Genomic DNA, 20432 nt, shown 5'->3' on the forward strand with positions numbered 1-20432 from the left:
TGGCGTCACTTGCGCGCGCGTTTGAGCGCAATGGCGCTCGCCACGAAGAAACCGAGAGCGAGGGCGACACCGGCAAGTGCGCCGATCGTCATGGCCGTGTCGCCGCCGATCGCACTGCCGACAATCACGCCGAGCAGCGGCAGGACGATCAGCAGCAGGCAACCGATGACGGGCATCCCGCGTCTCTAGCCGATCGCCGCGCGAGATCACCCCCGCCGCGGCCATTGCGAACCAGACGATAAGCTAGTCGCAGACGATCTGCTTGAGCATTTCGAAACATTCCGCATCGAGCGCGGTGCCGACCTCGCTGCCGATGATCGCCAGCGCCTTTTCCTGCGGCATCGCCGCGCGATAGGGGCGGTCGGCCGTGAGCGCGTCGTAGAAGTCGCAAGTCGTGATGATCCGCGTCTCTCGCACGATGTTCTGATCGGCGAGCCCCAACGGATAGCCCGTTCCGTCGAGCTTCTCGTGATGCGAGGCGGCAATCCGCGCCATCTCCGAAAAAGCGCCGATATGCGACAGGATCGCGTGAGTATGGACGGCATGGTCGCGCATTTCCGACCATTCCTCCGCATCGAGACGCCCCGGTTTTTCCAGGATCGTGCTCGACACGCCGAGCTTGCCGACATCGTGCAATGCCGCGGCCCGGCGCAACTGGCGCACGCGCGAGGGGACGAGGCCCATTCCGCTCGCCATCCGCTCCGCATAGTCGGCCACCCGCTCCGAATGACCGGAAGTGAAGGGGCTTTTCGCGTCGATCACCTTGCCGAAAGCAGCGGCGACGGCATCGAGATAGTCCTCGTCGACCGGTTCCTGCGCGTCGTCGGCTTCGCCCGCCAGCTTTGCTTCGAGGAAGGGAGAGGACAGATTGATCCAGAAGCCGGGTTCCTCCGCCAGCCGCGCGAACGTGGCGGCAAGGCGGGGATCGAACCAGCTGCCCGAACGCCGGGAAATTTCGAAGCAGGCCGCCTCCTTGCCGCCCTGCCGGTAAAAGACGTCCACCACCTGCGCGAGCAGCGCGATGCGGGAATAAAGCGGAATTGCGTCACTTGCCAGCCGGTCGGGTCGGCCCGAACCGTCCCACCGCTCGTCGAGGTGAAAGATCGCGGTCGCGACGACTTCCGGAAAGCGCAGGTCGCGGGCGATCGCCGCGCCGCGCGTGCAGCGGCTTTCGATCATCTCCTGCGCCACGTCGTCGCCATGCGTCAGGATGTGCTTCACCGCCGAAATGCGCCTGCCGAGCGACGCCTCGCGTCCGGTCTGTTCGAACACGAACCGCAAGGTTGCAGGAAGGCCGGGGGCGATGGTCTTCCAGCTCTGCTTGAAGGCGCGGTCGTCGGTCAGATAGAGTTCCGCGATGCGTGCCGAATTGCTCGAACAGCCCAGATCCTTCAGCAGCACGGCATAGCGCAGCTCCGCCCGCTCTTCCCGCTCCAGCCCGAGCAGATCGGCGAGGCGCAGGGCGATATAGGAACAGCGCAGCGAGTGTCCGGCGGGCTGCCCCTCCGTCATGTCGAGCGCATAGCTGAACGCGCCGAGCAACTCGCTGCGCGAAATGGCGGTGTGGGTCGCCGGGTGCAGGGAAGGATCGTGCCGCATCGCTGCGCCCGCTCATAGGCGCGCAATCGCTAAGACATCGTCAAGGCGACGCGACGTTCGATGATGGAACCGGAGAAGCGGCTGGAGCGGGTAAGGGGAATCGAACCCCTCTAGCTAGCTTGGAAGGCTAGAGCATTACCACTATGCTATACCCGCTCGCGTGCTTTGCACGAGGCCGCATGAAGCGCCGATACTGCGGCTTGCCCCCATCCGTCAACACGCGAATTGGCTTGTCCGATTGCGGTCACCGGCAGCGCTCGGACCTTTCCTTAGCGCAACGCATTCTATGTTTTCATCGCGCCGCCCATCCCCTAGCAGCGAGCCTCATGCCCCGCACCCTTACCCATCTCGAACGGCTCGAAGCCGAAAGCATCCATATCATGCGCGAGGTCGTCGCCACCGCGCACAAGCCCGTCATGCTCTATTCCGTGGGCAAGGACAGCGCGGTGATGCTGCATCTGGCGCGCAAGGCGTTCCATCCTTCCGCCCCGCCCTTTCCGCTGCTCCACGTGGATACGACGTGGAAGTTCCGAGACATGTACGCGATGCGCGACCGCATGGCCGAGACGAGCGGGATGGAGCTGCTCGTCTGGCAGAATGAGGAAGCGAAGGAACAGGGCATCAACCCGTTCGATCATGGCTCGCTCCATACCGACATGTGGAAGACGCAGGGGCTGAAACAGGCGCTCGACCATTACGGCTTCGATGCGGCCTTTGGCGGGGCGCGCCGCGACGAGGAGAAATCCCGCGCGAAGGAGCGCGTCATCTCGATCCGCAATGCGAGCCACGGCTGGAACCCGAAGGCGCAGCGGCCCGAATTGTGGAACGTCTACAATACGCGCCTGTCCAAGGGCGAATCGATGCGCGTCTTTCCGCTGTCCAACTGGACCGAACTCGATATCTGGCAATACATCATGGGCGAGGGGATCGACATCGTGCCGCTCTACCTTGCCGCGCCCCGCCCGACCTTCGTGCATGAGGGGCAGCTTTTGATGGCCGACGACGTCGAGCGGCTGGAGCGGGTGATGGGGCGCCGTCCCGAAATCACCACGCGCTCCGTCAGGTTCCGCACGCTCGGCTGCTTTCCGCTGACGGGGGCCGTGGAAAGCGAGGCGTCGACGCTCGCCGAAGTGGTGCAGGAAATGCTGCTGACGACGACGAGCGAGCGGCAGGGCCGCGTCATCGACCGGGACGAAGGCGGTGCCGGGATGGAGAAGAAGAAACAGGAGGGCTATTTCTGATGAACGAGCTATCCGACAACGCCTACCAGCCCGACGCTCTCATCGCCGAGAATATCGAGCATTACCTCGCGCAGCATCAGGACAAGAGCCTGTTGCGCTTCATCACCTGCGGCAGCGTGGACGACGGCAAGTCCACCCTGATCGGACGCCTCCTCTACGATTCCAAGATGGTGTTCGAGGACCAGCTCGGCCAGTTGGAGGCGGACAGCAAGTCAGTCGGCACGCAAGGCGGCGAGCTCGATTTTGCGCTGCTCGTCGACGGGCTTTCGGCAGAGCGCGAGCAGGGCATCACGATCGACGTCGCCTATCGCTTCTTCTCGACCACGGCGCGCAAGTTCATCGTCGCCGACACGCCGGGTCACGAGCAATATACGCGCAACATGGTGACGGGCGCATCGACCGCCGATCTCGCCGTCATCCTGATCGATGCGCGAAAGGGCGTCCTCCCCCAGACGCGCCGCCATTCCTACATCGTCCACCTGCTCGGCATCAAAAACGTCGTGCTGGCGGTGAACAAGATGGACCTCGTCGATTATTCGCAGGACGTCTTCGACAAAATCGTCGAGGATTACCGCGAATTCGCGAGCGACATCGGGATAACGGACTTCGTGCCGATCCCCCTCTCGGGCTTCAGGGGCGACAACATCACGCAGGCGCCCTCGGACAATACGAGCTGGTACACCGGGCCAAGCCTGATGAGCCATCTCGAACAGGTCGAGGTACGCGGTGCATCGGCTGGCGAAGAGCCTTTCCGCATGGCGGTGCAATGGGTCAATCGCCCCAATCTCGACTTCCGCGGCTTCTCCGGCCAGATCGCCAGCGGCGTCGTCAAAATCGGCGACACGGTGCGGATCGTGCCGTCGGGACGCACCTCCGTGATCAAGACCATCTCAACCTTCGACGGCGACCGCGAGGAGGCGCAGGTAGCCCAATCGGTCACCTTGGTGCTGGAAGACGAAGTCGATTGCAGCCGCGGCGACGTGATCGCTGCATCGGACGACCCGCCGGAGACCTCCGACCAGTTCGAAGCGACGATCGTCTGGATGGGCGAGGAGGCGATGAAGCCGGGTCGCGGATACTGGCTGAAGCTCGGCACGCAGACGGTCACGGCAAAGGTGCAGCAGCCCAAATACGAGATCAACGTGGATACGCGGGCGAAGCTGGCGGCAAAGACGCTGGCGCTCAATGCCATCGGCGTCGCGGAACTGCATACCGAGAAGCCGATCACCTTCGAACCCTATGCCGAGAACCGGCAGATGGGCGGTTTCGTCCTGATCGACAAGCTGACCAATGCGACCGTCGGGGCCGGCATGCTCAATTTCAGCCTGCGGCGGGCCAACAACGTCCATTGGCAACCGCTCGAGATTTCGCGCGCCGATCACGCCGCGATGAAGAACCAGCAGCCGCGTGTGCTGTGGTTCACCGGCCTGTCGGGTTCGGGCAAGTCGACCATCGCCAATGCTGTCGAAAAGCGGCTGTCGGTGATGAACCGGCATACCTTCCTCCTTGACGGGGACAATGTGCGCCACGGTCTCAACCGCGATCTCGGCTTCACCGAGGCCGACCGGATCGAGAACATCCGGCGCATCGGCGAGGTCGCCAAGCTGATGACCGATGCCGGCCTCATCGTGCTGACTGCGTTCATCTCGCCCTTCCGCGCGGAACGGCAGATGGTCCGCGACATGATGCCGGAGGGCGAGTTCATCGAGATCTTCGTCGATACGCCGCTTGAAGTGGCCGAGGAACGCGACGTGAAGGGCCTCTACAAGAAAGCCCGGGCGGGCGAACTGAAGAACTTCACCGGCATCGACAGCCCCTACGAACCGCCCGAAAATCCCGAGATAACGGTCAATACCGTCGCGATGACCGCGGACGAGGCCGCTGCCGCGATCATCGAGAAGATCCTCCCCCTCAAATGAGCGATCTTGCAAAACTGAGCGACGGCGCACTGGCCGCCGAACTGGCGCAGCGCGCGGGCGAATTGCTGCTCGAACTGCGCGAGCGGTCGAGCCTGTCGGGCAAGGACCTCGGCAATGAAGGCGATGCTGCCGCAAACCGCCTGCTGATGCCCCTGATCAGGGAAGCGCGCCCCGGCGACGGCTATCTGTCCGAGGAGAGCAAGGACACGAAGGAGCGCCTCGAATATGAGCGTGTATGGATCATCGATCCGGTCGATGGCACGCGCGAATTCGGAGAGCGCCGCAGCGACTGGGCCGTGCATGTCGGCCTGGCGGTTGGCGGCGAAGCGGTAACGGGCGCGGTCGGCCTGCCGGGATTGGCCGGGGGAACCGTGCTTCGCAGCGACGAGCCGCGCGATCTGCCGCCTGCACCCGATACGCCGCGCATGGTGGTCAGCCGGACCCGCCCCGCAAAGGAAGCGCTGGCAGTGGCGGAAAGTATCGGCGCCGATCTCCTGCCGATGGGCTCGGCGGGCGCCAAGGCGATGGCGGTGGTGAGAGGCGAAGCGGAAATCTATCTACACTCGGGCGGTCAGTACGAATGGGACAGTTGTGCGCCGATCGCGGTGGCCACCGCGCATGGCCTCCATTGCAGCCGCCTCGACGGATCGCCGATGCGCTACAACCGGGAAGACGTTTACCTGCCCGACCTGCTCATCTGCCGTCAGGAACTGGCAGCGCCGATCCTGGAAATGCTTGCTGGGCTGCGCGAAGAGGCGGCGAGCGAAAGCTAGGCTAGAGCGCCTGATCCTGCATCAGCGCGGGCGCGTCGCCCACTTGCGGCTCGTCCTGGCGGACCCGCGCACCTTCCGGGACTTCGAACGTCACTTCGACCCGGCGGTTGGCCGCCCGCCCTTCCTCGTTCGGCGTTCCGTCGGGCAACGCATTGGGTTCGACGGGGTTCTGCTCGCCCATCGCGATGATGGTGATGCGCTCCGCATCGACGCCGCTGTCGATGAGCCACTCGCCAACGCGCTCTGCCCGGCGCTGACTTGCGCGCAGATTGGCCGCGTCGCGACCGGCGCTGTCCGTGTGCCCGCGCAGGACGATCGTGCCGCCACTTTCGAACTGTTCCGAGTCGAGCGCCTGGCGAAGCTCGGTCAGCGCCTCTTCCGACATCGCGGCATCGGCATCGCCGAACGGAACGGTGACCGTCAGCGGCTCCAGCAATTCGGGTTCGAGTTCGGGCTGCTGCAGGTCGTCACGAAAGATGGACTTGCGCGGCTGATCCTCCGGCACCGGCTCTTCCTCGATCTGCTCCTCGCCGCCGATCAGCGGTCCGTCCCGTTCCCGGTCGCGATTGCACGCGGACAGCGACAGGGAAAATGCGGTGGTCAGAATCAGGGCAGTGGCGGCGCGGGAGCGCATGGAAAACCTCTTCGTCATTGAGCCGGCTGGGGATTGCCGCCGCTCTTGCTTTCGCGCTTGGCGGCCTTCTCTTCCGGGGTCTTGGTATGGGGCGGGGAGAAGCTGACGATGGTGTCGCCCGCTCTCGGCTCCGGCCGCGCGGCATGGGTGAAGAAGCGCATCCGCCCCTCTTCGCGCAGCAGCAACAGGTAATGCGTATCGGGCGGCAGCTTTTCGAGCGCGTTCTCGAAGGTGAACTCCTCCGACAGCTTCGTCTTGCGCAGCACCCAGCCCTGTTTCGACAGATCGGTCACTTCCGCGACGCCGAAGCCACTTTCGAAAAGCGCCCTTCCCCGGATCGACAGCGGGATTGCATGACGGTTCTCGTCATCCCCGGCATCGCCCAGCTGATAAACCGAATCGCGCCCGATCTCGTAGGCGAATTCGTTGCAGACGAGTGCGTTGTAGGCCTCGTTGTCGGTCGCCGCGACCAGCACGTGATAGGGCGAGAGGTCGAGATTGTGCTCCGTCGCCTCGTTCAGGATTTCGCCGTGATAGAAGGGCAAACCCTTGCGCCTCGCGGCGGCAAGGCGTTGCCAGCTGGCATCGACGATCATCACGGGCGTTTTCAGCGCCTGCATCTTTTCCGCGAGGTCGATGGAGAACGGCGTGCTGCCCACGATCAGGAGGCCGGGCCGCGTATTGCCCTTCACCTTGAGCAGGCGTGCGACGAGATCGATGGAAAAGCCATGCGCCACGATCGTCACGACGACCACGGCAAAGCTCAATCCGATCAGCACGTTGCCGCCCTCATAGCCGAGTTCAGTGAGGCGGATCGCGAACAGACCGGAAATGGCGACGAGGACGATACCGCGCGGCGCGATCCAGGCGAGCAGCAACCGCTCGTTCCACGGAACGCTGCTGCCGAGAAGGCTGATGAGGACCGTCGCCGGGCGCACAATGAACAGCAGCGCCAGCAGGAACGCGGCGAAGCGCCAGTTGAAGAACGCCATGTCGGAATAATTGAGCGAGGCAGACAGCAGGATGAAGATGCCCGAGACGAGCAGCACAGCGATGTTCTGCTTGAACGGGTGGATGCTCCTGAGGCTGGAGACGTTCATGTTCGCAAGCGCGACGCCCATCACCGTCACCGCGACCAATCCGGCTTCGTGTTCGATGAGGTTCGACAGTACGAACACGCCGATTACCACGACCAGCAGGACGGGTACCTTGAGATATTCGGGAATGAGGCCGCGCGGGAACGCCCAGGCAATGACGACCGCCGCGGCGTAGCCGATGAGGCCGGCGATGACGGCAGCGATGATCAGCGGCGGAACGACGGCGAACAGGGTGGCATCGGGCACTTCACCGAGCTTGCGGAAATACTCGTAAGCGATGACTGCGCACAGCGCACCGGTCGGATCGTTGACGATCGCTTCCCATTTCAGGATCGAAGCGGGGCGCGACTGAATCGAGGACTGGCGCAGCAAGGGGATGACGACGGTCGGCCCGGTCACGATAAGGATGCCGCCGAACAGCACGGCGACCGGCCAGCTCAGCCCGGCAATGTAGTTCCCGGCGAGCGAGCCGAACAGCCAGCCCAGCGCCACGCCGATCGTCGCCAGCCGCCACACGCCGTCGCCGGCATGGCGTAATTCGCGGAAATCGAGGCTCAATCCGCCCTCGAACAGGATAAGCGCGACGCCGATGGCGACCATCGGCTCCATCATCGGGCCGAAAGTCAGTTCGGGGTCGAAGATGCCGAGGACGGGTCCGGCGAGGAAACCGGCGGCAAGCATCAGGACGATGGCCGGCCATCCCGTCCGCCATGCGAGCCATTGCGCGCCGATGCCGAGGACGCCGACCAGCGCAATAACGAGTGCCTGTGCTTCCATTACCGCCTTTTATGTCAGCTTGTGCCCCGGACCGCCACCGCCAATGTCGCGAGGGGACGTCCGAGTAACAGAATGAGCGATGGCTGACGGGGTTCCGGTTTGGCCTGCGATGAAGCCGGACCGCTTAAGGATCAGTCCCCGGGGAACGACATGATCGCGCTGACCGGAACGTCCGCCTCGCGGAGCCGCGCTGCTCCGCCAAGGTCGGGCAGGTCGATAACGAAGGCGGCGCAAACCGGCTCGACTTCCGCCTGACGCAGCAATTGTGCCGCCGCCAGCGCCGTGCCGCCGGTCGCGATCAGGTCGTCGACGATGGCGACCCGCTCTCCTTCCTCAAAGGCGCCGGGGTCGAGTTCGAGCCTGTCGGTCCCGTATTCGAGCGCGTAATCCACGCCCAGCGCGTCGATTGGCAGTTTGCCGGGTTTGCGAATGGGAACGAAGGGAAGAGAGAGGCGCGCTGCGACCGCCGCTCCGAAGATGAAGCCGCGTGCCTCCATTCCGACGATCCGCGCAGCCTTGCTGCCTTCGACGGTATCGGAGAGCATGGCGACTGTCGCCGCGAACCCCTCGCCGTGATTGATGAGCGTCGTAATGTCGCGGAACTGTACGCCCCGCGCCGGGAAGTCGGGCACGGTCCGGACCAGCTCTTTCAGCCGATCCGGTGTCACCGCCGCCGCGCTCCCGCTATCAGCGATCAGTGCTTGCGCTTCGCCGGCTTCACCGCCGCCCAAATCTGCTTTTTCGACAGATAGGCGAGGATGGTCGCGAACAGGACGAAGCCCAGTACCGGCCAGCCGGTCTGCTTGCGATCGTCCATCGTCGGCTCGGCCGTCCAGCTGAGGAACGCACTGACGTCCTTCGACATTTGGGCGATGGTCGCTTCGGTTCCGTCCTCATACGTCACCTGGCCAGTCGTCGTCAGCGGCGGGGCCATGGCGAGGTTGAGGTTCGGGAAATACGGGTTGAAGTAGAGACCGGTCGGAACCTCGAAATCGGGATAGGCTTCAAGCAGGCGCTCTCCGTCATGCGAGTAGGTGGCCGGATCCTCGTAGCCCGTCAGCAGCGAATACACATAGGGCGCACCGCCATGCCGCGCCTTCGTCATCAGCGAGAGGTCGGGCGGAATGGCATTGTTGTTCGCTGCCGCCGCGGCGACATCGTTCGGATAGGGCGAGGGGAAATAGTCGGTCGGCTCGGCCGCGCGCATCACCGTTTCGCCGGTACGCGGATCGATCCCGGGAACTTGCCATTCTGCAGCCAATGCCTGCACTTCGGCCTCGGTATAGCCGAGGTCCGCAAGGTCGCGGAAGGCGACGTATTTCAGGCTGTGACAGGCCGAGCACACTTCCTTGTACACAACGTAGCCGCGCTGCAACTGCGCGGTGTCCCATTTGCCGAAGGGACCGTCATGCGGGAACGAGACGTCAAGCGGCTCTGCGTGGAAGTGATGCTCCGCCGTTTCCTCCGCCTCGGTGGTCAGATTGCTGTAGGTATCAACGCCGAATGAAATGAGGACGGCCAGCGTGAAGACGAGGCCGGTGAGAATTCCGATAATACGAACCATGTTCTGAGTGCTTTCTCTCTCGTCTTAAACCGCAGGCGTCGTATTTTCGCCGAGGACCGGTTTCTTGTCCGATCCAAGGACCGCGTCGGTGATCGAATACGGCAGCGGCTCCGGCTTCTCGACGGAGGAGATGATCGGCAGGATCACCAGGAAGTGAAGGAAGTAATACGCCGTTGCGATCTGGCTCAGCGCAATCGTGATCGGGGACAGGTGCGCGCCGCCGCAATAGCCGAGCACGAGGATGCACGGAATGAGGCCGAACCAGAAGAATTTGCGGAACAGCGGACGATAATGGCCGCTGCGGACCGGCGACTTGTCGAGCCATGGCAGGAAGAACCATAGCAGGATCGACGCGAACATCGCGAGGACGCCCCACAGTTTAGCCGGCAGGATGAAGTCGAAGGTGAATGCTCGAAGGATCGCGTAGAACGGCCAGAAATACCATTCCGGAACGATGTTCGCAGGTGTCGCGAGCGGGTTCGCCTCGATGTAATTGTCCGCATGGCCGAGGAAGTTCGGCAGGAAGAAGACCATTGCGAAATAGGCGAGCAGGAAGATACCCAGCCCGAAGCCGTCCTTCGCCGTGTAATAGGGGTGGAACGGGACCGTGTCGCTCTCGCTCTTCACCTCGACGCCGGTCGGATTGGACGATCCGGGAATGTGCAGCGCCCAGATGTGCAGGATGACGACGCCCGCCGTCACGAAGGGCAGCAGGAAGTGCAGCGAGAAGAAGCGATTGAGGGCGGCATTGTCGGGGGCGAAACCGCCGAGCAGCCAGACCTGGATGCTTTCGCCGACCAGCGGGATCGCGCCGAACAGTCCGGTGATGACCTTCGCGCCCCAGAAGCTCATCTGACCCCACGGAAGGACGTAGCCCATAAAGGCGGTCGCCATCACGAGGAGGAAGATGACCACGCCGAGCAGCCAGATCATCTCGCGCGGCGCCTTGTAGGACGAATAGAACAGGCCGCGGAAGATGTGCAGGTAGATGACGACGAAGAAGAAGCTGGCGCCGTTCGCATGGGCATAGCGCATCAGCCAGCCCCAGTTGACGTCGCGCATGATGTGTTCGGTGCTGGCGAAGGCGACTTCCGCATTCGCGGCGTAATGCATCGCGAGGATGACGCCGGTGACGATCTGAAGGAGGAGCGCGAAACCGGCGAGGACGCCGAAGTTCCACATGTAGTTGAGGTTGCGCGGAACCGGATAGCCGGCGCCCACCGCGTTGTAGACGAGGCGCGGCAAGGGCAGCTTCTCGTCCACCCACTTGGTGAACCCGTTCTTCGGTTCGTACTGTCTGGCCCAGGCAAAACTCATCGTCGTCTCTTTCGTATTCTCAGCCTACGCGGATGACCGTGTCGGACGTGAAATTGTATTCCGGCACGAGAAGATTGGTCGGTGCCGGGCCCTTGCGGATACGGCCTGCGACATCATAGTGCGAACCGTGGCAGGGGCAGAAATAGCCGTTGTAATCACCGCGATTTTCGCCCTCGGCGACGCCCAGCGGAACACAGCCCAGATGGGTGCAGACGCCCATCGTGACGAGGAGGTCGCGATGCCCCTCCAGCGTGCGATCGTCGAGCGTTTCGGGATCGCGCAAGGCGCCGATCGGCGTGGAGTTCGCCTCCGCAATTTCCGCGTCGGTCAGGCGGCGGATGAAAAGCGGCTGCTTGCGGAAGACGTCCTTGATCGCCTGTCCCGGCTCGATCGCGCTGACATCGACGTCGGTCGTGCTCTCGGCGAGTACGTCTTCCGACGGGGCCATCTGCGAAATCAGCGGATACAGAACGGCCAGCGCTCCGACGCCGCCAGCGCTGAGCGCGGCGATGTCGATGAAGTCGCGACGGCGCACGCCATCCTTGGCGTCGGTTTCCTGCGTCGTTCCGACAGTAGGTTCAGTGCGTAATTCAGCCATTGCCTTTGCCTTGCCCCGATCCGCTCCCCGCAAGCCACAAGGCCGTGAAGAGGCGCGGTATCGCCAGTTTCGCTATGAGGCCGCCACACGACGGTACGGCCCGTTTGGGCGCGCTGATAGCCGCAAAGCCGAAGATTGCCAACCGACATTTTGGCAAACCCGGTACGCTTTTGTGCAACTGCAAAGCCCGCGCAAAAACGCGCGGCAACTAATCGACGGGCAGGCCGATAATGCTGATCTGTCGCATGTCGTTCGCTTCGCCGGTCTGCGAAGCGCGGCGATAGGAATAATAGCGGTCTGCTTCCGCAAAAGTGTTCTTGCCGGTCACGTCTACCGCGAAGACGCCCGCCCTTCGCAAGCGCGCGGCGACGTAATGCGGCAGGTCGAATTGCCAGTGCCCTTCGCGGCTGCGCCGGAAGAATGCCTCGTCGACCTCGTCGAAGCGGGCGCGAAAGTCATCGTCCACCTCGTAGCTTTCCTGCGCTATGGTCGGGCCGATGGCCGCGGCGATGCTCTCGCGCCGCGCTCCACATTCGATCATTGCCTCGACGCAGCTTTCGAGAACCCCGCCATGCGCGCCGCGCCATCCTGCATGAGCGGCACCGATCACTCGCGCTTCGACGTCCGCCAGCAGCACGGGCGCGCAATCGGCGGTCACGATTCCGAGCAGGACTTGCGGCGTAGCGGTGACCAACGCATCGGCTTCCGGCGCGGCGTCCGGTGCGAAGGGTTGCTCGACGATCACGGTGCGCGCCGAATGGACCTGCGTCACCGTCGCGAGGCGGCCTTTCGGCGAGACCTGCTCGGCGGCAACGACGCGATTCGCCGCCTGCCGGGCATCGAACTCGCCCGCCTCGCCGGAGGGTTTACACCACCCGAAGAAGCCGTGCGGAACCGCACTCAAGAGGTCTGAACGCAGCGGTTCAGACAAGAGAGCGGGTCACCTGCTCGAACGTATCGCGGGAAAGCGCGTCGGCTTCCGAAATTCGCTCGAGTTCCTTGCGCATCATCTTCGCACGCTTCGGCTCCATCTTGCGCCATCGACCGAGCGCCGGGACGAAGCGCGCAGCAATCTGCGGATTGAGCGGATCGAGCGCGAGGATACAGTCCGCGATCAAACGATAGCCTTCGCCGCTTTCCGCGTGGAACGCATGGGGATTGCCGGTGAAGGAGCCGTAAAGCGCGCGGACCCGGTTGGGATTGCGCAGGGTAAAGTCCTTGTGCGCGGCCAATGCCTTCACGTGTTCTATCGCATTGGGGTGCAGGGAGATCGCCTGCAACGAGAACCATTTGTCGATGACCAGCGGATTGTCCTCGTAGCGGTTGTAGAAATCGATCAGCGCGTTGGTTCGCTCCACCCCGTCGAGGCCGGCCAGCACCATGAGCGCTCCCTGCCGGTCGGTCATGTTGTCCGCGCGGTTATACTGGTGGGCGGCGAGTTCCGATGCTTTCGATGGGTCGCTTGCCGCCGCGAAGGTCAGGATGAGGTTCTTGACCTTGCGCGCACCCTTCGCCTCGCGATCGAGCGAGAAGAGCACCTGTTCGACGCGCTCGTAAAGGCGATGGAACTGCTCCTGCAATTCCTTGCCGAGATAGGCCTTCAGCCCTTCGCGAGCGGCAAAGATTCTGCCCGGATCGGCAATCCGCATCTTTTCCATGAGATAGGTCTGGGTCGGCAACAGCATGAGTTCGCCGCGCATCTGATCGTCGAGCGCCTCGTCCGCGATCACCGCGGCATAGGCCTGCGCGATGTCCGCACGGACCCCATCCCTCTCGCTGTCGGTCAGCTTTTCGGACACGTCGTCGAGCAGATGGCCGACCACGAGATCCTGCATCGCTTCGGAACGGGCGAAGGGATCGTCGTCGCGCGCTGCAAGAAATACGAGCTTGTCGCGGGGGGTCTTGCGCTCGATGATGACCGGCGCTGAAAAATTGCGGTTGATCGACAGAACGGGCTTTTTCGCGAAACCGTCGAAGGTGATGGTCTTCTCGTTTTCGGTGAGCATCACCAGCTGCTCCCCCTGATGCGTTCCCTCGTCACGGTCGAACAGCGCGATGCGCAGCGGGATCGGCATCGGGTGTTTGGCGGGCTGGCCGGGCGTGGGCGGCACGTCCTGGCGCAGCGAGAGCGTCGCCTCGTCACCCGAATGGTCGAGCCGTACCGTCACCGTCGGCGTGCCCGCCTGCTCGTACCAGCGGCGAAATTGCGTGAGGTCGAGACCGGCCCCGTCTTCCATCGCTTTCACGAAATCCTCGCAAGTCGCCGCTTCGCCGTCATGCCGCTCGAAATAGAGGTCGCATCCTTTGCGGAACGCCTGCGGCCCCGCCATGGTGCGCATCATGCGGATGACCTCGGCCCCCTTGTTGTAGATCGTCGCGGTGTAGAAATTGCTGATCTCGCGATAGGAATCGGGGCGAATAGGATGCGCGAGCGGCCCGCTATCCTCCGGAAATTGCGCCCCGCGAAGGACGCGCACATCCTCGATCCGCTTGACCGCCTCGCCCTGCATGTCCTGGCTGAACAGCTGGTCGCGCAATACGGTGAAGCCTTCCTTCAAGGACAGCTGGAACCAGTCGCGGCACGTCACGCGATTGCCCGACCAATTGTGGAAGTATTCGTGAGCGATGACGCCCTCGACACCGTCGAAATCGCCGTCCGTGGCAGTTTCCGGGTCGGCGAGAACGTATTTCGTGTTGAAGACGTTCAGCCCCTTGTTCTCCATCGCGCCCATGTTGAAATCGCTCACGGCGACGATGTTGAACAGGTCGAGATCGTATTCGCGCCCGAAGGCTTCCTCGTCCCACTTCATGCTTGCCTTTAGCGAACTCATCGCGTGATGCGTCCGCTCCAGATCCCCGTCGCGCACGTAGATGTTGAGGGCGACTTCGCGACCGCTCATCGTGGTGAAGCTGTCCGAATTCGCGACCAGATCACCGACGACGAGGGCGAAGAGATAGGACGGCTTGGGCCACGGGTCGTGCCATTCGGCATAGTGCCGGCCATCTGTGAGGTCGCCCGCATCCGTCCGGTTGCCGTTCGACAGGAGGACCGGAAAGCTTTCCTTCTCGGCTTCCATTCTGACCGTGTAGGTCGAAAGAACGTCGGGCCGGTCGGGGAAGAAGGTGATGCGGCGGAAGCCCTCCGCCTCGCATTGCGTGCAGAGCATCCCGTTCGATGCGTAAAGACCCATCAGGACGGTATTGGCCGAGGGATCGAATTCGGTGACGATCGAGACGCTATGCTCGTCGCCCGGCACAGTGACGAGCAGCGCGGGTCCGTCCATCGTCCAGCTTTGCGTTGCCTCGCCGTCGATCCTGACCTCGAGCGGTTCGAGATTATCGCCATCGAGGCGCAGCACCGGCGTCGCCTCACCCGCCGGGTTGCGGCGCACCTCCATCGTGTTGACCACCCGCGTTCTTTCGAGCGCGAGGTCGAATTCGAGCCGCACGGAGGGGAGGAGCCAGGGATAGGGCTTGTAATCCTTGCGATAAATGATCGGCGGTGCCTTCGGTTCGCGCGCGGCATCTGCCATCTGGGGGTTGCCGGGAGGGGTCGAGGGGGTGCGTGCAATATCCATGTGATGCCTTTGATCTGTCCGGTCGCTGTTTACCAGCGAAGCCTTTGTGAGTAACAACGCGGCGATGGCGCAGATGTTCATTTTCGGCCTCGGATATACGGCGAAGCGCATTGCCGCAGCGCTGAGGAAAGATGGCTGGACGGTAGCCGCCACCGGCAGCGACGGCGACATCGACTTCGAGAATGCCGAGGCGGTGCGTGAGCAACTGGCGCAGGCAACGCATGTTCTCTCCAGCGTTCCGCCCGACCGGGAGAGCGGCCTCGATCCCGTCCTCAGCACTTATGGCCGGGATTTCGGCCGGGCATGGTACGGTTATCTATCTTCCACCGGGGTCTATGGCGACCAGCAGGGTGCCTGGGTCGACGAAGCCAGCCCGACAGGAACGGGCCGCCGCTCTGCTCGGTCGGAAGCCGATGCTTTATGGGTGAAGCTGGGTGCGCACGTCTTCCGCCTGCCGGGTATCTACGGTCCGGGCCGCAGCATCCTCGATCGCGTCGCTAACGGAAGCGCACACCGGATCGACTTGCCCGGCCACGTCTTCAGTCGCATCCATGTGGACGATATCGTATCGGCAGTGATTGCGGGTGTTGCCGCTCCGTCAGGCGCCTACAACATCGCCGACGACCTGCCGACGAGCCAGAACAGGGTGGTCGAGGAAGCCTGCCGCCTGCTCGGCATGGCGCCCCCGCCGCTGCAGACGATGGACAAGGCGGGCCTCAGCGATATGGCTCGCCGCTTCTATGCCGAAAACCGCCGGGTAGCGAACGGCAAGGCGAAGCGGGTGCTCGGCTGGCGTCCGCGCTACAGGACCTATCGCGAGGGGCTACGCAGCCTGCTTTAGTGCGGGCGGCGGGGTCTGCCGGGCGCGCAGTGCGATGACGAGGCCGGCAAGCGCGAGCAGCGCTCCGAGGATCGTCAGTGGGTTCCAGCGATAATTCTCGAACAGGGTGGACAGCAGCATGGCGACGATGACCGTCACGATGCCATTATAGGCTGCCCGCCCCGCGCCGATCTCGCGAACGAGGGTGTAGTGTAGCGGGAAGGTCACGACGCTTCCTGCGAGCGCCAGCCAGCCGATACCGAGCCAGAACGTGGCACGGTCAGGCAGCACGGGCGGACCGGCGGTCAGCCAGGCGAGCGCGAAATCGGCAATGGTGCCGTAGAGCATTGACCATGCCAGCAGGCTGACCATCGGCAGCGCGCGCCCGGTCTGGTTCGCCTGCACGACGTTGGCGATACTGGCCGCAAGGATGCCGAGAACGGCCCAAAGGATGCCGAGCGGGATGCTGCCGCCCAGCGGCGACAGGCGCGCCTCGTGGATCAGCAGTAGCGAGATACCGGCGAGCGCGACCAGCGTTCCGAGGACGAAGTTGCGGGTGATTCTTTGGCCCAGCAGCCACCAGCCGAACGCGGCGTTGCTGACGATAAGCATGGTGAACATCACGGCCACGATGCCCGAGGTCAGATGCTGCTCGGCACGGTAGACGAAATTGAAATTGCCGCAGAACTGCGTGATGCCGATGGCGAGCGCGAGCAACTGTCCGCTGAGCCCGATGGCAAGATTGCGCCGCATGAGTTTTGCGAGGACGAACATCGCGGGCGTGGCGACGGCAAAGCGGATCGCGACCGACCAGCTCGGCGGCATTCCGGCAATCTGGTCGGTAATGACCCACCAGGTCGAACCCCAGATGATGCCCGTGAGGATAAAAGGTACGACGATGCGCGGTCGGAGCAGGCTTTGCTCGGCGGTGTCGTCCGTCATAGATTGGCGATGGCCTTGGCAAGACCGCGCGCGTCCTCATCGCGTGTGTTCCAGGCGGTGACGAACCGGGCAGCGTCCCGGCCCCAGTCGTAAAAGTCGAAGCCCTGCCTGCGGATCGCGTCTCGCTCTTCCTGCGTGGTCGTCACGAAGATCTCGTTCGCCTCGACCGGGTGCAGCAGCCGATTACCGCACGCTCCGGCGATTTCCTGTGCGGCGGCGTTCGCATGGTGCGCATTGGCAAGCCAGATGTCGTCCTCCAGCATGGCCATGATCTGCGCGGCGAGGAACCGTCCCTTGGATTGCAGGTGCCCCGCTCGCTTGCGGCGATAGCGGGCGACGTCGGCAAGGCCGGTATCGAAGAAGACGATGGCTTCCGCCGTCATTCCGCCATTTTTGACGAAGCCGAAGGACAAAGCCTGCGCCGCGCCCACGGCGTCGATCGGCTCGCAATCGAGATGCGCGACGGCATTGGCGAAGCGCGCACCGTCGACATGAAAGCCCAGTCCCCGCGTCCGTGCCAGTTCGCCGAGCGCCATCAGTTCCTCGGGCCGATAGACGCGGCCATATTCGCTCGCCTGCGTCACGGAAAGCGCGTGTGGCTGCACCTGGTGAACATCATCGCGGATCGCATCGAGCCGGGCCGCGACATCCGCTACCGCCAGTTTCGCGCCCTCGCCCGGAACGGTCAGCAGCTTCGCACCGTGAAGGTAGAAACCGGGCGCGCCGCCTTCGTCCATCTCGATATGCGCTTCCTCGTGACATACCACGCCGCCATGCGGCTGTACCATCGTGGCAAGGGCAAGGCAGTTTGCAGCCGTTCCGGTCGCCACCCAGAGGACCGCGACCTCGCACCCGAACACTTCCCCCATGCGCTCGTCCAGCCCGGTCGAAACGGCATCGCCGTCATAGGGCGTATCGGCCTCGTCGGCGCGCCGCAGCGCCTCCCAGATGGCGGGATGGACACTGGCGGAATTGTCGGAGAGGAACAGCTTGGGGCGATCGGCGCTCATGGCGGAACGGCTGTAGAGGGCGCGGCGTTCTTGGCAAGAAGGAGATTTTCTGCATGAGCAACGAAGGACTTGAAATCCGGCATCACGACGAGGGATCGCAGGGCGAATATCGCGCTCATCTGTCGAATAGCGACAAAATCGGCCGCCTGACTTGGAAGAAGCGCGGAGAGAATGTCCGCGTGGCCGACCACACGCTCGTTCCCAAGGAGATCGGAGGTCGGGGCATTGCCGCCGCCCTGGTCGACGCGCTGATCAAAGACGCACGGCAGGAAGGCTTCAAGATCGTTCCGCAGTGCTCCTATGTCGAAAAGAAGTTCGACGAGCATCCAGAATGGAGCGATCTTCGGGCGCTCTAGGCGGCGACCACGACCGAAAAATCGCTTCTGGTCATGCTTTCGAGCAAAGCCTCGCGCAATTCATGCGCCCGTTCGACCGGCAGGCCTTCGAGCACGAAGGAGCCTCCCGCGAGACCCAGCTTCAAGGTGGCATAGCCGCGCCGTTGCGCAATGGGACCGCGCGAGATCTCGACCGATTGCAGCTTGGCCCGATCTGCGATGTCCGTCTTGCCCGCAAGAATGCCGCGTCTGAAATATAGCTGGTGATCGTCCAGAGCGTTCAACCGCTTCGACCAGCCAAGTATCTCCCAGGCGGCAAGCACTCCTGAAAGACACAGGAGGCCGAAGGGAACGAGCCAGTATCCGCGCGCAATGTCCTGCCCGCCGAACAACAGGAAAACGGCAATTGCGCCGGCGATCGACAGGAGCAGCAAAGCCGTAACGAACGCCGCATCCTTGGCGTGATTGAGACTGCCGCGGCGCCATTCGGTCGCTGCCGGAACCGGATCGAAGCCCGCCGCGCGCACGATCGGTTCGATCTCTTCCATTCTGGCGAAGGGGGCAGCGTCGTGGCTCGCCCCGCCGCTATCCTGCGCGAGGCTGACCAGTTTCAGCGAATGCCAGCCGAACCGCCGCCGGATGACGCCGGTCGCGATCTTCAGAGCTTGTACGCGGTGGACGGGCATGACGACGTCGGTCCGCGTCAGGAGCCCGCGCCGCCGGCGGAAGCCCTTCGGGGTTCGCAGCAGGGTGAAGTCCCATTCGCGCAGCACCGTGCGGACGAGCCCCGTGACGAGGCCAATTAGGACGAGGCTGAGGACCGCCACGATCCCGCCGACGACCTGCGCCATCGCCCCCATTCCATAAAGTGCCGCGCCCGGTCCTGCGAGAAGATCCTGCCAGGCATCGAAGTCGTAAATGTCGAAAGGCAAGGCGAAATCGAATTGCTGCACAGCTGCGAAGGCAGCCGCAACGACGGCCAGCGAGAACTCGAAGAAGCCGAATGTCAGCACGCGCCGCCTGTCCATCGCGAAGATGACTTCGCCCGCGTCACCCGGCACGGCCTCGGCATCACCATCGGCGCTCGCTAGGGCAGCAGTGGCCTGCCCGTCGCGGCGTTCGCGCACGAGTTCGCGCAGCCGCTCTCCTTCGGCCTCGCCCAGATAGGCGAGCGCCAGTTCGTCCTTGCCGCCGGCGCCCGTCTCGAACTTGATCGCGACGAGGCCGAGCAGTCGCGGGACCAGCGACTGCTCCACGCTGACGTCCTGAATTCGCTCGTAAGGGACCGACCGCGCCTGCCGCGAAAGGATGCCGCTCGTCACGCGGATATCGGTCTCTCCGACCCGGTACGTAAGGCGCCGCCAGCTCAGATAGGCGAGCGCCATGGCCGCGCAGAGGAAAATACCGAACATCGAAAGGATGAAGGGTATCGAGATGCCGTCCGAACTGAACGTGTAGCCAAGAGCGAGAAGCGGCAGGAGCATGTTTGAGGAAAGGCTCGCTCCACTGGCGATGAAGCCCTTGGGGTCGGTGCGCTGCTCCTCGCCGTCATTTGCGATCGTGGCGGCGCGCGACGGGGCCGTGCCGTCGAGTTTGATGACGCGGGCTTGATCGCCCCCGGCAAGCGGATCAGGTCGGGCTTCCTCGTCCGGCCCGATCACATCGTGTCCCGCTTGATGCGCTCTCGGATCGTCTCGCGCATCTCCAGTGCAGTCTCGTTCAGCAGGCCCGGCAATGCAACGGACGAATTATGCGTTCCCGCCGTGTGTAGAACGAGCGTTGCGAGGTCGTAATGCCGCTCGACCGGACCCTGATGCACGTCGATATGCTGGACCCGGCCGAAGGGGACGACCGTGTCGCTCCGAAACCACAGCCCACGCACGACCCGCAACCGGTCGCTGCCCATCGCATAGCCTTTCGCGTGATAGCGGCGCAGCGGCACTCTCCAGAGGATCAACACCGCGAGGACCAGCACTGGCACGACGAATATCCCGGCCGGGGCAAAGCCGATCAGCTCAAACACGATGGCGGCGATGAGCAGGGGAACGAGATAGAATAGAGCGGAAATCCGCAGCACCTTGACGTGGTCGGGATGCAAAGGCGTCAGCTCATCCTGTCGCTCGACTACCGCCCCTTCGTGCGGTATTGCGCCGCCCTCTATTGCGCCTGCTTCGTCCATGCCCGCCTGTCTGATAAAAGGCGGCAGTTTTGGCAAGAGCGAAGCCTTC

At 63.6% G+C, this 20432-nt stretch carries 19 protein-coding genes and 1 tRNA gene; 5 read left to right on the forward strand and 15 right to left on the reverse strand.

The window, feature by feature from the left end; translation table 11 throughout:
• Positions 1–5: 5 nt before the first annotated feature.
• The 3 genes from GRI38_RS13970 to GRI38_RS11815 form a co-directional block, all read right to left on the reverse strand.
• Entirely contained in the window at positions 6–176 is a 171-nt protein-coding gene (locus tag GRI38_RS13970; protein WP_202389971.1) for a hypothetical protein, read from the reverse strand.
• Between the two features lie 67 nt (positions 177–243).
• The gene (locus tag GRI38_RS11810) at positions 244–1599 is read right to left on the reverse strand and encodes an HD-GYP domain-containing protein (RefSeq protein ID WP_160684154.1); all 1356 of its coding nucleotides are present in this window, start codon (positions 1597–1599) and stop codon (positions 244–246) included.
• 82 nt (positions 1600–1681) lie between these two features.
• Positions 1682–1755, reverse strand: a tRNA-Gly gene (locus GRI38_RS11815).
• A 170-nt stretch (positions 1756–1925) separates the two neighbouring features.
• Here GRI38_RS11815 and cysD point away from each other — a divergent pair.
• From cysD to GRI38_RS11830, 3 genes are read left to right on the forward strand one after another with little or no spacing between them, the layout of a single operon-like run.
• Positions 1926–2840: a sulfate adenylyltransferase subunit CysD gene (gene cysD, locus GRI38_RS11820; RefSeq protein WP_160684157.1), complete on the forward strand. Its 915-nt coding sequence runs from the start codon at positions 1926–1928 to the stop codon at positions 2838–2840.
• Positions 2840–4759: a sulfate adenylyltransferase subunit CysN gene (gene cysN / locus GRI38_RS11825; protein ID WP_160684160.1), complete on the forward strand. Its 1920-nt coding sequence runs from the start codon at positions 2840–2842 to the stop codon at positions 4757–4759. Before cysD ends, cysN begins: the two co-directional genes overlap by 1 nt.
• The gene (locus GRI38_RS11830; RefSeq protein WP_160684163.1) at positions 4756–5532 is read left to right on the forward strand and encodes a 3'(2'),5'-bisphosphate nucleotidase CysQ; all 777 of its coding nucleotides are present in this window, start codon (positions 4756–4758) and stop codon (positions 5530–5532) included. The genes cysN and GRI38_RS11830 overlap by 4 nt, the downstream gene beginning before the upstream one ends.
• A 1-nt stretch (position 5533) precedes the next feature.
• On the opposite strand, the gene GRI38_RS11835 is transcribed toward GRI38_RS11830, so the two are convergent.
• The 8 genes from GRI38_RS11835 to pepN form a co-directional block, all read right to left on the reverse strand.
• Positions 5534–6166 carry an OmpA family protein gene (locus GRI38_RS11835; protein WP_160684166.1) on the reverse strand — a complete coding sequence of 211 codons (633 nt, stop codon included), beginning with the start codon at positions 6164–6166 and terminating at the stop codon, positions 5534–5536.
• A gap of 14 nt (positions 6167–6180) precedes the next feature.
• Positions 6181–8040: a cation:proton antiporter gene (locus tag GRI38_RS11840; RefSeq protein WP_160684169.1), complete on the reverse strand. Its 1860-nt coding sequence runs from the start codon at positions 8038–8040 to the stop codon at positions 6181–6183.
• Positions 8041–8171: 131 nt separating this feature from the next.
• Entirely contained in the window at positions 8172–8708 is a 537-nt protein-coding gene (locus tag GRI38_RS11845) for an adenine phosphoribosyltransferase (RefSeq protein ID WP_160684380.1), read from the reverse strand.
• 26 nt (positions 8709–8734) lie between these two features.
• Positions 8735–9604, reverse strand: coding sequence for a cytochrome c1 (locus GRI38_RS11850; RefSeq protein WP_160684172.1), 870 nt, complete (start codon positions 9602–9604; stop codon positions 8735–8737).
• A 24-nt stretch (positions 9605–9628) separates the two neighbouring features.
• Positions 9629–10921 carry a cytochrome b gene (locus tag GRI38_RS11855; RefSeq protein ID WP_160684175.1) on the reverse strand — a complete coding sequence of 431 codons (1293 nt, stop codon included), beginning with the start codon at positions 10919–10921 and terminating at the stop codon, positions 9629–9631.
• A 19-nt stretch (positions 10922–10940) separates the two neighbouring features.
• Positions 10941–11519 carry a ubiquinol-cytochrome c reductase iron-sulfur subunit gene (gene petA, locus GRI38_RS11860; RefSeq protein WP_160684178.1) on the reverse strand — a complete coding sequence of 193 codons (579 nt, stop codon included), beginning with the start codon at positions 11517–11519 and terminating at the stop codon, positions 10941–10943.
• Between the two features lie 208 nt (positions 11520–11727).
• On the reverse strand, positions 11728–12450 hold the full coding sequence (pgeF, locus tag GRI38_RS11865) for a peptidoglycan editing factor PgeF (protein WP_160684181.1): 723 nt from the start codon (positions 12448–12450) through the stop codon (positions 11728–11730).
• A complete protein-coding gene (gene pepN, locus GRI38_RS11870) occupies positions 12443–15097 on the reverse strand; it encodes an aminopeptidase N (RefSeq protein ID WP_160684184.1) in 2655 nt (884 codons plus the stop codon). The genes pgeF and pepN overlap by 8 nt, the downstream gene beginning before the upstream one ends.
• A gap of 64 nt (positions 15098–15161) precedes the next feature.
• Between pepN and GRI38_RS11875 the strand changes: the two genes are divergently transcribed.
• Positions 15162–15938 (forward strand): Rossmann-fold NAD(P)-binding domain-containing protein, encoded by a 777-nt coding sequence (locus GRI38_RS11875; RefSeq protein WP_160684383.1) that lies wholly within the window; start codon positions 15162–15164, stop codon positions 15936–15938.
• On the opposite strand, the gene GRI38_RS11880 is transcribed toward GRI38_RS11875, so the two are convergent.
• Together GRI38_RS11880 and GRI38_RS11885 are read right to left on the reverse strand one after the other, a co-directional pair.
• Positions 15921–16859 carry a DMT family transporter gene (locus GRI38_RS11880; RefSeq protein ID WP_160684187.1) on the reverse strand — a complete coding sequence of 313 codons (939 nt, stop codon included), beginning with the start codon at positions 16857–16859 and terminating at the stop codon, positions 15921–15923. The genes GRI38_RS11875 and GRI38_RS11880 overlap by 18 nt on opposite strands.
• Complete coding sequence (locus tag GRI38_RS11885) at positions 16856–17869, reverse strand: threonine aldolase family protein (protein ID WP_160684190.1); 1014 nt, start codon at positions 17867–17869, stop codon at positions 16856–16858. The genes GRI38_RS11880 and GRI38_RS11885 overlap by 4 nt, the downstream gene beginning before the upstream one ends.
• Positions 17870–17922: 53 nt before the next feature.
• Between GRI38_RS11885 and GRI38_RS11890 the strand changes: the two genes are divergently transcribed.
• Positions 17923–18225 (forward strand): GNAT family N-acetyltransferase, encoded by a 303-nt coding sequence (locus tag GRI38_RS11890; protein ID WP_160684193.1) that lies wholly within the window; start codon positions 17923–17925, stop codon positions 18223–18225.
• Here the strand turns inward: GRI38_RS11890 and GRI38_RS11895 are convergent.
• Positions 18222–19865 (reverse strand): PH domain-containing protein, encoded by a 1644-nt coding sequence (locus GRI38_RS11895; protein WP_337191287.1) that lies wholly within the window; start codon positions 19863–19865, stop codon positions 18222–18224. The two genes, GRI38_RS11890 and GRI38_RS11895, sit on opposite strands and share 4 nt — an antisense overlap.
• Positions 19862–20383, reverse strand: a complete 522-nt coding sequence (locus tag GRI38_RS11900; RefSeq protein ID WP_160684196.1) for a PH domain-containing protein — start codon at positions 20381–20383, stop codon at positions 19862–19864. The genes GRI38_RS11895 and GRI38_RS11900 overlap by 4 nt, the downstream gene beginning before the upstream one ends.
• Positions 20384–20432: the final 49 nt, after the last annotated feature.

Source organism: Parapontixanthobacter aurantiacus (assembly GCF_009827635.1).
Lineage (GTDB): Bacteria > Pseudomonadota > Alphaproteobacteria > Sphingomonadales > Sphingomonadaceae > Parapontixanthobacter > Parapontixanthobacter aurantiacus.